Source organism: Acinetobacter sp. 1294243 (genome assembly GCF_000588015.1).
Lineage (GTDB): Bacteria > Pseudomonadota > Gammaproteobacteria > Pseudomonadales > Moraxellaceae > Acinetobacter > Acinetobacter pittii.
Genome location: NZ_JFXG01000021.1, coordinates 45,283 through 58,134 on the forward strand (window position 1 = coordinate 45,283; position 12,852 = coordinate 58,134).

Annotated in this window: 13 protein-coding genes and 1 pseudogene; 3 read left to right on the top strand and 11 right to left on the bottom strand. The window is 37.9% G+C overall.

The genetic code is table 11. The features are described 5' to 3' along the window. Positions 1-38: 38 nt before the first annotated feature. From J655_RS21565 to J655_RS21585, 5 genes are all read right to left on the bottom strand, one after another. On the bottom strand, positions 39-416 hold the full coding sequence (locus tag J655_RS21565) for a nuclear transport factor 2 family protein (RefSeq protein WP_005071906.1): 378 nt from the start codon (positions 414-416) through the stop codon (positions 39-41). A gap of 28 nt (positions 417-444) precedes the next feature. Then, the gene (locus tag J655_RS21570; protein WP_005079563.1) at positions 445-822 is read right to left on the bottom strand and encodes a ribonuclease E inhibitor RraB; all 378 of its coding nucleotides are present in this window, start codon (positions 820-822) and stop codon (positions 445-447) included. A 126-nt stretch (positions 823-948) separates the two neighbouring features. Then, positions 949-1,614, bottom strand: coding sequence for an RluA family pseudouridine synthase (locus J655_RS21575; RefSeq protein ID WP_005079564.1), 666 nt, complete (start codon positions 1,612-1,614; stop codon positions 949-951). A 111-nt stretch (positions 1,615-1,725) separates the two neighbouring features. Continuing rightward, positions 1,726-2,427, bottom strand: a complete 702-nt coding sequence (locus J655_RS21580) for a DUF1003 domain-containing protein (RefSeq protein WP_005079566.1) — start codon at positions 2,425-2,427, stop codon at positions 1,726-1,728. Positions 2,428-2,507: 80 nt separating this feature from the next. Continuing rightward, the gene (locus J655_RS21585; RefSeq protein WP_005079567.1) at positions 2,508-3,011 is read right to left on the bottom strand and encodes a DUF2867 domain-containing protein; all 504 of its coding nucleotides are present in this window, start codon (positions 3,009-3,011) and stop codon (positions 2,508-2,510) included. A 608-nt stretch (positions 3,012-3,619) separates the two neighbouring features. Between J655_RS21585 and J655_RS21590 the strand changes: the two genes are divergently transcribed. Continuing rightward, complete coding sequence (locus tag J655_RS21590; RefSeq protein WP_005079569.1) at positions 3,620-4,321, top strand: SDR family NAD(P)-dependent oxidoreductase; 702 nt, start codon at positions 3,620-3,622, stop codon at positions 4,319-4,321. Between the two features lie 137 nt (positions 4,322-4,458). On the opposite strand, the gene J655_RS21595 is transcribed toward J655_RS21590, so the two are convergent. Further along, positions 4,459-4,902: a hypothetical protein gene (locus tag J655_RS21595; RefSeq protein WP_005079571.1), complete on the bottom strand. Its 444-nt coding sequence runs from the start codon at positions 4,900-4,902 to the stop codon at positions 4,459-4,461. Positions 4,903-4,938: 36 nt separating this feature from the next. On the opposite strand from J655_RS21595, the pseudogene J655_RS25435 reads away from it, so the two are divergent. Then, a pseudogene (locus tag J655_RS25435) lies at positions 4,939-5,295 on the top strand (short-chain dehydrogenase); the annotation flags it as partial. A gap of 34 nt (positions 5,296-5,329) precedes the next feature. Here J655_RS25435 and J655_RS21610 read toward each other — a convergent pair. From J655_RS21610 to J655_RS21620, 3 genes are read right to left on the bottom strand one after another with little or no spacing between them, the layout of a single operon-like run. Further along, the gene (locus tag J655_RS21610) at positions 5,330-6,217 is read right to left on the bottom strand and encodes a hypothetical protein (RefSeq protein ID WP_005804793.1); all 888 of its coding nucleotides are present in this window, start codon (positions 6,215-6,217) and stop codon (positions 5,330-5,332) included. Positions 6,218-6,242: 25 nt separating this feature from the next. Further along, positions 6,243-7,337, bottom strand: a complete 1,095-nt coding sequence (locus tag J655_RS21615) for a DUF2515 family protein (protein WP_005079574.1) — start codon at positions 7,335-7,337, stop codon at positions 6,243-6,245. After that, positions 7,330-10,143, bottom strand: a complete 2,814-nt coding sequence (locus J655_RS21620; protein WP_032053101.1) for a type VI secretion system Vgr family protein — start codon at positions 10,141-10,143, stop codon at positions 7,330-7,332. The genes J655_RS21615 and J655_RS21620 overlap by 8 nt, the downstream gene beginning before the upstream one ends. A 261-nt stretch (positions 10,144-10,404) precedes the next feature. On the opposite strand from J655_RS21620, the gene J655_RS21625 reads away from it, so the two are divergent. Then, positions 10,405-11,097 carry a tetratricopeptide repeat protein gene (locus tag J655_RS21625; protein WP_005079579.1) on the top strand — a complete coding sequence of 231 codons (693 nt, stop codon included), beginning with the start codon at positions 10,405-10,407 and terminating at the stop codon, positions 11,095-11,097. Positions 11,098-11,427: 330 nt separating this feature from the next. Here J655_RS21625 and J655_RS25810 read toward each other — a convergent pair whose 3' ends face one another. Both J655_RS25810 and J655_RS25815 read right to left on the bottom strand, forming a co-directional pair. Further along, the gene (locus J655_RS25810) at positions 11,428-12,297 is read right to left on the bottom strand and encodes an IS3 family transposase (RefSeq protein ID WP_106405999.1); all 870 of its coding nucleotides are present in this window, start codon (positions 12,295-12,297) and stop codon (positions 11,428-11,430) included. A gap of 5 nt (positions 12,298-12,302) precedes the next feature. Then, a complete protein-coding gene (locus J655_RS25815; RefSeq protein ID WP_002120495.1) occupies positions 12,303-12,812 on the bottom strand; it encodes a helix-turn-helix domain-containing protein in 510 nt (169 codons plus the stop codon). Positions 12,813-12,852 lie beyond the last annotated feature (40 nt).

Genomic DNA, 12,852 nt, shown 5'->3' on the forward strand with positions numbered 1-12,852 from the left:
TATAAAATAAAAAAGCCCGAATAGTTTCGGGCTTTTGATTAGAACATACCATTTTCATTGACGAGTGGGTCGGGCTGTACTTGTCCAATATCCCAAAACTCAGCAATTTTACCCTTTTCAAAACGGCAAATATGAACCACGGCCAAGGTGGTTAACCCATTCATTTGCATTTCAAGTTTTGAATGCACAGCAACCAAATCGCCCTCTTCAATGACATGTTGAACATCAAAGACTTTGTTGGGAGTTTCAATTGCACTTTCACGCATCCCTTCCCTCAAAGAAGTCGCATCACCCGCATAATAAGGGTTGTGATGCTTGAAGTTCGGCGCAGTGTAATTGCTGTAAGCTTCATCGACTTCACCAGCTGCGGCAAGCTCTAAAAACCGTACTGCAATTTGTTTTTGAGATAAGTTCATGATTATCTTCTACTTTTTATTTTAGACCTTACTGCAACAGGTCATCTTCTTCGTCTTCCTCGAAGACATAGGCCATACAGCCCCATCCATCATATTCGCCCTGAAATTTCTCAGCGATGCTGGCAAACCATTGTTCCAAGTCAACAATGTCTGAATACTCAGGTTCCATGTTAACGAAGATAGTAATCACCCATTCATTTGGCTCAACAGAGTCATCTTGAAAAAGTGAAACTTTTTGTTCTTGATAAAGCAAATACAGCGCACATTGCTCTGCATTTTTCTGATCATGAAAAGCAATAGAAAATTCAATTTCATGCAGCTCGGTTAAGTCATCCCCATCTTCAGCCATTTGCCAAAGTACGTTGCCGTTATCGTCATCTGGAAATTGTTCGTAGTCACGAGTCATAAAATGTTCCTTGTTGTTGTCGCAGTATTAATATTATTCGACATCAAGAATACCCGACTTTTATTGCAGTTTGGGTATATATTCCGTTCCCAATTGCATCAAATTAATTTTTTAATTATATAAATTTTAAAAAGGCACTTGTGACTCAATCACTACATCCGTTCCATTTAAGGGATGTTGGAAAGCCAAATATGCGGCATGTAAGGCCATGCGGTTTAAGCGAAAACGTTTAGGCTCAGGGTGATATAACTTGTCCCCCATAATCGGATGTCCTATATGCATCATGTGCACACGTAGCTGATGTGAACGTCCTGTTACTGGTTCAAGTAATACTCGACTTTGATTGTTCTTTTCATCATAAATGAGTGGTTGAAACAAGGTTTTAGCATGTTTTCCTAATTCAAAATGTACAATTTGTCTTGGGCGATTTTCCCAGTCAGTAATGAGAGGAACTTCAACGCTGCCCTCTTGTGCGACTTGGCCTTGCACCAACGCAATATAATGCTTTTTAACTGTTCTGGCCTGAAACATTTTACTTACAGCAACTTCTGCATCACGATGCTTGGCAAACATAAGTAAGCCCGACGTCGCCATATCTAAACGATGCGTCACTTTAGCCAAAGGGAACTTTTCCAGCACCCTTAAATAAGCACTGTCATGATGCTCTGGTAAACGGCCCATTACCGACAACAAACCCGCAGGTTTATCAACCACAATTAAATCGTCATCTTCAAATAGAATTGAAAGTGGATCTTGTGGTGGAGCGTAAACAAAGTTGTCGTTTAAAGGCATGGTCGTAGAAGCAGCAATGGAGCATGGCGGCAAATCATAAAGAAATTTCGGTTCTACCGCAAAATAATCTATAACGCTCTACTCATGTTCCACGTGAAACTCAGAAAATCTTTATCGTTTTTTATTCATTTCAGCCAAAAGATCGAGCTGAATTTCTTGAATATGCGCAAGTCTTTCCCATTGATGCGACAAAAGATGATCCATTTTTTCATGCAAATGGCGAATCTCAAGCTCGGCTTTTAAATTAATCTGATAGTCATGTTGAGAACGTAAGCGGTCTTTTGCTTCTTGGCGATTTTGGCTCATCATAATAATAGGCGCCTGAATTGCAGCTAAACATGACAATACTAAATTCAGCAAAATAAAGGGATAAGGATCAACAGGCCGTACTACCATTACGACCGTATTTAGAATAATCCAGCCTGTCAAAAATAGAGCAAAGCAAATAAGGAAAGCCCAACTTCCTCCAAATGATGCGATTTTATCTGCCAGTTTTTCCCCAAACGTCCATTTTTGATCAAAGTCGGATTCGGTATTTCGGCTAATTAGCTCGTGGCGTTGCATACTGCCAATCACTTCATTTTCTAAATTAGAGAGTTCACCCTTTTCTGAGCGTAATAGCGACTGCACATATTTAATTCGATAATCTGCCAGATCGGCCCGACAAATAAAACTTGAGTAATTCCAATCTGGATAGTCTTTTAAAATTTCGTCGCTAATCACATTACGGATGACTTCACCAGACACTAGATCTTTTAAAGAAAAATTTTTCCCACAAACGGCGCACTGCCGACACTGATTTTTATTTTCCATATTATTCAGCTCTTTATTATGATAATAAGATTATTATATAAACAATTTTGGCTGATCACATCGTAAATAAAAATAGTAATCTAACCTAAAATCTGTAAAGTCGCTGGTACGATTTTTCGATGGGCAGGAATTACAGGTAGCATATACAATCGCCCAAGCCAATTTTTAATATGCACTATTGTAGTTACGGTAAGCACTTGGGTATCTTCATTTTTATAAATAGATAAAGTCACATTTAAGTGCTTGTCATCGTCTCCAATCACTAATTCATTTTCGGTACGCTGCAAAAAAGTAAAAATTCCAATTCGGTCCCCTGCCACATACTCATTTTCTTTTTTATGAGTATCAATCTGCTTAAAACTTCCTAAATCTTTAAGCCCAATCTTTGAAGTAATTTTATTACGCATATTCATGCTCCACTCTATCCACTGCGGAGTGTGCTGAAATAGCTTAATAAGCTGCTCAAATACACTTAGATCAGGTTGACCAAGCACAATGCTCCACGAGTCGTGGAAGTAGGCATTGTTCAATTGAGATGAGATTTGACTGTCAGAAGGTAGCGAAGAAAGATAAGGCTTATTCATAAATTATATTCTTGTAAAGTATCGTTTTTATTATAGAGAATTTTTTAGGGTGTCAAGGGAAAACATCTATGGTTTACTTCAACAATCATAACTTTGTAAGTTATAACCTTGTGCCTATAAACTTTTGATCTATAGCGTCCTAAGCCGAATCGAGACCTTTTGGGTGAGTACACACTAACGTTATACGTTTTGGTGCATGCTACTCTTTTCGATCCCTATCACACCCTTGAGATATAGTTTAGCCACCACCCTGCGGGATTGTTTTTCTAAGAAAAGCGAATTTTTATTATTTTTGGGATTTTTTACAACATTAAGCCAATTTAAAAGAATTTATTCCCATTTAAACATAATTAGTTAAATTTAAATTCCACTTTATTTGTATTTTCCGGTTTATTTTACCAAGAAAATTTTTTAAGCCAAATTGGAAGTTCGTTCAACCGCGCATGTTTAGCCCAATAACTCATGTAAAGCTGACTCCCTAATCCCCGCTTTTAAGCATTTTTATTCTTTGAGTACTATTCTTAGAGATAACTTTTGCGCTTGAATACATTATAAAAACATATTATAAACTATTTCTAACCAAATAATTGGTTTTTTGGAACTTTATAATGAACAACAATATTATAATTTTTGGTTATGGAACGGGTATTTCCAAAGCCGTAGCACATAAATTTGGTAAAGAAGGCTATAAAATCGGTTTAGTGGCACGTAATGCTGAAAAACTCGAAAAAGCCATTTTAGAACTTAAAACACAAGGTATTGAAGCTTACGCTTTTGCATGTGATTTAGCGGTTCTTGAAGATATACCAAATCTTATTAATCGTATTAAAGACCGATTAGGAGAGATTAAAAATATTCATTGGAATGCTTTCCATGATATTGAAGGAAATATCTTAGAAAACCCTCCACTAGAGCTTAGTAAAAGCTTTCATATTCGTGTTTCGAGCTATATTGCGACGGTTCAAACTTGCTTAGGTGATTTAGAGAAGAACCACGGCAGTATTTTATCAACAAATGGAATTTTTGCTTTCGATGCAGTGGGTATCGACTTGGTTGCCAAAGAATATTCATCCTTAGCAACCACCGCTGCCGCTCAATACAAAGCCACCAACTTGCTTGCTCATAGTCTCGCTGACTCAAATGTTTACGTAAGCCAAGTGATTGTGAATGGCTTTGTTGATGGAACACCGGGCACACAAGATAAGACCTACACAGTACATCCAGAAACCATTGCAGAGCAGTTCTGGTACTTACACCAACATAAACAAGAAACAGTTTCTCTTTGTGGAGAAGCCATTCAAGCGGCTTAAACTATTTCTTATGACAGAAGAAGCGTAATCAATTACGCTTCTCTGATAAATAAATAAACCCGCTTTGGCGGGTTTATTACATTTCTAGTTCTCAACTTAATAAATTATAGATCAAATTTAGCACCAACAAATTGATTTTATTCAAAATTAGCATTCGTCAACTTTGCTTTATTTGATTGATAAGCATCATTTGAGTAATTTTTTCTTAATTCGATTCTACATTCAGTATCAATTTTTGCTTTTTTAATATCGACTGAACAATCATCATTTTTACATATTTCGACATGTGCCATATATTTATATAATTGATTATTAATTTCTTCTGAATCTAAGTCTACTCCACCTCTTACCATAAACTGATTTTCCAAACAATTTAGCTTAGAAATAGGAAATGCATTTTTTTCAGAAATTTCTTTTAAAGAAGAAGAGCTTGTAACAAAACCTTGGTATGTTTTTTCTCCACTATACATAGATTGGAAATATTTAAATTTTCCAAAATTAATATCGGTAGATTGATAATCTATATTTTTAGAAGTACAACCAAATAATAAAAATATCCATATACATGATAAAAATTTCATTTTACTTGAACCTTTTTTAATTCGGCTTGCAATATTTGCTCTGGTGATTTAGAAAAGAATCATGGCAGTATTTTATCGACAAACGGGATTTTTGCTTTCGATGCAGTGGGTATCGACTTGGTTGCCAAAGAATATTCATCCTTAGCAACTACAGCTGCCGCCCAATACAAAACCACCAACTTACTTGCTCATAGTCTAGCGGACTCAAATGTTTACGTAAGCCAAGTGATTGTGAATGGCTTTGTTGATGGAACACCGGGCACACAAGATAAGACCTACACAGTACATCCAGAAACCATTGCAGAGCAGTTCTGGTACTTACACCAACATAAGCAAGAAACTGTTTCCTTTTGTGGTGAAGCCCATTCAAGCTGCTTAAACTATTTCTTATGACAAGAGAAGCGTAATCAATTACGCTTCTTACAGCTTATTGCACATAAGGCCAAATATCTGGGTCTATATAGCTCTCATCTATATGGTAACCCTCTTTTTTCATATTATTTTCTTCAGTTTTACGGGCTTTCTTATTATTGGCAACTTCAGTTTCAAATGCTTGCTTTAACTGCTCTGAATTCATCTTATCTGTATCAGATATAGCATTTCGTCCTGCATATTTAAAGTTCTCAAAGCTATACCTCACCATATACTGTTCTTTTTTATCATCTTGATACGTTTGTTGAAGGCTAATACTTAATTCTGCATCACCATTGTATAAGTTAAATACGAGTCTATTTGTTTTCGATAAAATGTCCTGCCATTCTTTAAAACTTAATACATAAGTCGGATCGATAACCTTACCCATCGTTTCATTCATATGCTTAAAATTATCTTGCTTATCAATTCGAGCACTAAAAGGTAAAAAATATTGCTTCCATTGTTTGTCATTAATCTGATGTACTAATTTAGTATAAGCAGTATAGGCTTCTTGGCTCGTGGTATATTCATTTGGATGTAAGCTAGCATTAATGTCCATGATTTGAATACCATCATTGCTTCGTCGAGCTACTTGTGTACCTAGCACACTGATCACATTTTCAATTTCTAAATTACTCTTTTCAGTAATCACACGTACTCGACCTAGTTTTGGTGGAGTCCAATCTAATGATAAAAAATTCATCCCTGCAGGCTGACGATCAACTGGCGTAGTACTATTTTTACTAAAATCCTGCATGCCTTGTTCACCAAAATGAAGGGCTATTACATCTTGATTTTGGTTCATCGACTTATTTCCTTGGGTAGTATTATTTGCGGGCTTACAAGAAGTTAAAAAGATGCATGTAATAATGCAGATAAATAAAGATAAATAGTTTTTCATGATAAGTTTCCAGCCTTGTCTAACATCACACCTTCCCTTCATTACTACTTGAATGTATTTTAAAATCGGCTTTACTATTTCCCCATTTAGAAATGGTTTTCAATTCTTGTTGTAAAAATGGCCGACCTTTTTCATCAAGCATTAAACGGTGATATTTTTCAGCTGCTTTACCAATCCATTTCATACGACTATCATAATCTTCAGCAATCGTATCCTTGAGAGGAGCAATATAGACATCCTCTTTTAGCTCTACTAATTGATCAGCTTTACTACCTGTATAATTACCAAACCAATTCTTTTTTACCGCGTCTACACTATAATCACTTGATAGAACAAGTGTGGCATCTGGCATACCTATAAACCAACGTTGCATCCACGCGCCAAATTTAACTGATGTATTTTCCCAAACAACAACTTGAAGAATATTATGTTGCTCCTGTACAGCAATAAACATTAAATGCGCAAATAAATCATCTTTAGCAATTTTAAATTTTTTTTGTTCACTTTTTTCATTCGCAAAAGCTTTCTCAATTTCAGGTAATAGAGCAAAAGCCTTTCTAATTTCTTTTGTCGCTTTTAAATTTTTAATACTAGGTAAACACGATGACCATGGCAAATTCATTAATGCTGGCTTAACAAATTTGAATGTACTTGTATCTCGTGTATCTTTACAACTCTTAAAAGATTCCGAAGATACACTCCAAGCTAAATGCCAAGGAGCAATATCCATAAACAACCACAAATTGCCACGAGCAAAAAGATTTATAGCCTCTTGTACACCGACATTATAGCCAAGCAGACTCCCCCAATGCTTGAATATAGTTGCAACTGTTTTTGAGGCAAAGGCTCCTAAGCCCATCCAATAATATCGTCCTAGTAGATTTTTATTCCCACCGAGCTCTATTTCTAAAAATATTTTGGCATATACAGAGGCAATTCTTCTTGCTCTTGCCTCATATCCTGGCTCAAGTTTATAGTTATTCGCTCTTTGTAAATTAGATAATCTCTTGATCGCTTCTTGCTGATATATTTCCCAAAATGTCAAACAGTCACAGTGAGCATCCTTACAACTATGTTCACTTATGTTCGTTTTACTGTTCCAATCTAAACTGTTAGACATTTTTACTTCCTTGCGCTGGATCTACCCAAACTTCGGCTTCATCTACTGTTTCTAGATCCAACCATAACAATTCGAGCTTAAGCCCCTGTTCTTTAGGGCTATGTATTTCTTTGGTTTGACCTTTCTTATCTGAGTTAGCAAAAATTTCTTTACCTTCAGAAGATATCTTGTAATCAACAAATGAAAGTGGTTCACCTGAAGGTAATAACATCTTGAACCTCTCATTATAGGCTTCATAAGCAGGTAACCCTTGAAGGTTCATGCCTACTTCAGCTCCTCCTTTAAACAAATGCTGTCCAGCCTTCACCTCAAACTTGCCGCTCGTAGTCATAAAAATGCCCGAACCGGTAATTTTGACTTGAGAACCGCCTGCGGTGAGTACAATTTCTTTGGCTGCGGTCGCTTCGATTTTGTCTTCAGTCGAAATCACCTGAACAGCTTTACGGGCAATCAAATCTGCTCCATCGCCTTGCGCTTGTATCTCAACTTTGCCTTTGCCTGCATAGAGTCTTGCCCCTTCTTGAGCTGCAAAAAGACTAATTTTATTTTGGGCATGTGCAATCAGGTTCTTTTGGGTAGACAGATTAATGCTGTCTCCAGCAGTTTGGTTTAGCTGCCCATCTGCGGTTAAGTGAATGTCTTCGTTACTACTCAACGCGACACTATTCGGACTTGCCAGCAGCATAATCGCTTCTTTAAAGGTTTTGGCTTTTGCGTTGTCTTGCTGCTCAAGTTTTTCAATAAAAGATTTTAAGTTTTCTAAATTTTCTAACGGGTCAGTTTGCTGATTTTTAGCAACTTCACTGAGTGCCTTGGCATTGTTGAGGCCGCCTTCGATTTGTTGCTTGGCCTCATTTGCATCGAGGTGTACGCCTTGAGCTTGGTCCTGTTTGTGAGTACTAATGAGTAAGCCACTGCCAGCTCTTACCGCACCCCACTGGTCTGTTCTTAGCTCAAAACCTTCACCACGGCCATCACTTTCCGCTTTATCTTTTGGATGGCTTAAATTACCCAAGTTAAGTTGGCTGGCCGCATGGCTACTCTGTAGCTGGGCACTGATTTGCCCTGTGGTGTCATCAAAGCGTAGCTGGTTAAAGCCTTTACCGTCGACTTCTTCTGAGCGGATGCCGCTAAGTTTTTTAGTATCAGGTAATTGGCCTTTCTGATCAAACTGGGTTGGGTGGCGTTCGGCTTCGTGGATGCGTCCCACCACAAATGGGCGGTCAACATTGCCGTCAAAGAAGTCGATGACAACAATCTCACCAACACGTGGCAGGAAGCGTGCGCCATAACCCGCACCTGCCCATGGGGTCAGCACATCCACCCAAGCGGAGTCGGTGTCATTGTCGTTACTTCCCGCTCCACCGTCATGACTATGGTCGTCAGTTCGGGTAAACAAGAAACGGACTTTAATGCGTCCCCACTGGTCGACATGGATGCTTTCGCCTTCTAGCCCCACCACTCTAGCGCGCTGCGGGTGAGCGGCTGGTCGGTGCTCTAGTGGGTTATATTCAGGCACAGCTTTAATATTGCGACGAACCACGTTCAGCTCAGCATAGTGGCGCTGCTCAGGGTTTTGGCTATCGAGTTGGGCTGCCTTGAGCTTGTCTTTTGGTAATAAACGCTCAAGTTGCTGTTGTAATTCTTTCGGTAAATTATTCTGGTTGTAGTAGTGCTTGCTTAAGATTAAAAATTCTTTATCGGCACTGTCATGTTGGTCGAGTTCCGGGTGATCATTAAGTTCAAACCAGTAACCGACCTGTGCATCACGGACGTTACCTGAAACCGTAAACTGTTTCGAACTTAGGTAATGATAAGCATTGATGTGCTGGTTCAGCTGTTCAATCTGGTTATTGCCTGAAGCTGTAGCTTGGTCTTTACCATTTAAGTCCTGCATCCACGCGGGGCTGACATGCCATGCATCTTCAAGGTTTAAGCTGGCATTGTCATAGTGTTCGCTGTGCTTTTGTGTGCCTTGTACGCTGCCACTGCCTTCTTCTTGTTGCAGCGCATCGGCTTGCCAACGTTGAATATGAACAGACGTTGGCTGCAAGCTTCGCTCTGCCTTGACTTGAGTAATGGTATCAAACTGTTCTGTCGCACTGCTGCGTTGGTAGCGGAGACTACGACGTTCAAGTGCCTGATAGTTTTGGTTATCATCAATTAAACGTAACATTTGTGGCTGAATGGAAGCATTCGGGTCAGTGACAAAAAGTTGCGATTCATCGACCAACCAGTTAATGCCTTCACTACGCCATAAACGGGTTAAAAAGTCATAATCGCTTTCGTTTGACTGCATCACAAATGGACGCACATCATAGTCTTTGGTTAAGCCAGATGTGTCGAGTGTTAAGCTTGCGGCAAATAACGGGCTTTTCCCCTGCCATTCTTTAAATAGAATTTCGCTAATATCGCGCACGCTTTTGTTCATAAACACGCGGCTATTACGGCGTTTATGCCAGAGTGCAGTTGGGTCTTTTAAGGTGAGGTTATAAATGGTGAGTGAGCCGTCGCTTTGCCCTTGGCTCGCTTCGGTAATAATGCCCGTGGTTCTAAAGAACTGGCCTGTATCGGTGACTTGATCTACGGCAACCTGACAGCCAATAAATTGTTTTAATGCAATATGTGCGTTTGTCGATAGACACAGTAACTCAGCAACGCTACCTTGATTGAGGGTATGTTCACCCTCAATGCGTTGCAAGAAAACTTGCTGATTTAAAGACTGATTTGAGAATTGGATATGAACAGCGCGATTTTGTGAAACAAGGCCTAAACGCTCCAATATACTCGACACACTCATCTGCATTTTTATTATCAATCAAACTTATATTTAGGCCGCATTTTAATTAAAAAAAGACTAATCTGTCTATCTATACTCATTTTCAAAATGTAACTAGTCTAAATATGCAGTTTTAGGTTAATTTTTTATTAAATAGGTATTTAAACCGTAAAATCAGATCATTTTAAAGCACTATAAACCAACCAAATATATTTAATATTTTTCTTTTATATTCAAATAGATATTGAAGAAAACAACTACTCAAATTAATAAAATGCAGGATGAGATATGAAAATAAAAAATACTACTTTTTATATATTTACGATGATTTTCTCTCTTCATTCTTCAGCATTTGCTGAACCGAGCGTGGCCGATATTCAATATCGTGCAGAACAAGGACAATCCGTTGCTCAATATCATCTGGGGATGATGCTTTTAAGTGGCGAACAAGGCGTTGTTAAAAACTATGAGCAAGCGTTTAAATGGCTAACTGTGGCTGATCAAAATGGAAGTATGGGGGCAAAATATAGTTTAGGGATGATGTATTACACAGGCACGGGCGTCGAAAAAGATGCCAAGCGCGCTTTTGATTATTTTACTAAGGCTGCGGCCAAGGACCATGCGAAAGCACAATATAACTTAGGGGTGTTATATGACAGAGGTGAAGGAACTGCGCAAGATTATGGAAAGGCGTTTGAATGGTTTAGTCGTGCTGCCAAGCAAGGCTACCCACCCGCAGAATATAATTTAGCTCATCTATATAAAAAAGGTCACGGCGTCTCACAAAGCGATGAGCAAGCACTTAAGTGGTACACCAAAGCGGCTGAGCACAATGAAAGCGATGCTCAGTACAACTTGGCCCAGATGTATTTAAATGGTGAAGGCACACCGAAAAACCTACAACTGGCAAAGAAATGGTTTCAGCACGCTGCCGATGCAGGTGATTCGGATGCTAAAGAAATGCTTAAAAGTTTAGAATAGGCAGCTATCTCTATAATATTTTATTTATAAGATACTGAACCCTATTATTAATAAGATTATTTTATTATTTATTTTTTCTAATTAAATATAAATATTAATCCTATTATTTTAAAAATACATTTAGTTTTATTATTAAATCAAAAATATTTTAAACATTAAATTGACGTAATTAAAATCACCGATTATTATCTCGTTGCTGGCCTACATTGCCAGACGGTTTTGACAGACCGTAACTCGTAGCGGGTTATAGTTCTACTATAATTCGTTAGACCCTTGCGTCCCCTTTTCTTTGCGGTAGGATGATCTGACCCCATAAAGTTGGACAGTTAGTTAAGCAGTTTTTAAAAACTGGTTTCTATATTGTACAGGGGATAAACCTTGTAGCTTCACCTTGATTCTCTCATGATTATAATAATGAATGTACTCTCGTATAGTTTTCTCTAACTCATCAGTTGATTGAAATTTTTCACCATGAAAGCACTCCGATTTTAATATTCCAAAGAAGCTTTCTATTACAGCATTATCTAAGCAATTTCCTTTACGAGACATACTTTGAATTAAACCATGTTGCTTTAATTGCTGTTGATAATGAGCCATTTGATATTGCCATCCTTGATCTGAATGGAGAATTGGTTTCTCATGTCGCTTAAGTTTAGCTAAAGCATGAATGAGCATATCTTTCACTAACTCATAATTGAGTTTACGTTGGATCCGGAAGGTAATAATTTCCCCATTAAATAAATCTATAATTGGTGATAGATAAAGTTTTTCACCGTTAACATTAAATTCCGTCACATCAGTTGCCCATTTCTGGTTGGGACGGTTCGCTTTAAATTGCCGTTGCATAATGTTATCGGCCACCATCCCGACACAACCACTTTTATATGAGCGATATTTTAGTGCTCTGATACGTGATTTAAGTCCCATAGTTTTCATAAGACGATATACACATTTATGGTTGATTATTATTCCTGTACTTTTCAGAGCAAGAGTAATTCTACGATAGCCATAGCATCCCTTATGCTTGTGATATATGGACTTGATCTGCTGTTTTAACTCAGTATATTTATCCTTAGAGCGTACAGCTTTCATGTGATAGAAATAAGTACTACGAGCGATCTTGGCAATACTGAGTAAGAGCTTTAATGGATAAATTTGCCTTAATTCTGAAATAACTTGAACACTGTCTGCAGTAGAAATTGAATTTAGGTACGTTGCTTCAGTTTTAAGGCTTTTAGCTTTTTTAAAAAGGCAACCTCTGCTCGTAAAGCGGTCACTTCATCAATGAGCTCCTGCTGAGATTTATCTTTGTCATCTTTTACAGACTTGGTTATTTTAGTTTTATCTTGTTTAAGCATATTGGTATAAATCCTCGTGGTATTAAACCCAGCAATCCCTTCTTTATGATACTGAGCTAGCCACCTTCTTAAAATTGACGTCCCGCTCAGATTTAACCGTCTTCTAACTTCTCTTACCGGTATCTTATCAAGAAGCATTTGTACAGCCTTGATTTTAAATTCGGAAGAGTAGTAGGTTTTTTTAGTTTTAACATTCAGGCCATCTTCACCTTGTGCCTTATAGTTTTCAATCCATAAGCGGATGGTTTGGAGATCTACATTAAATTCTTGTGAAAGGATTTTATATCCTTTACTTCCCTCTAAATAAGCTTGAATGACTTTTAATTTTAACTCTTTTGAATGCTTCGGAATTGGCATAGAGCACACCTCATAAGTTTTAAAAGTCTAACTTATGGGG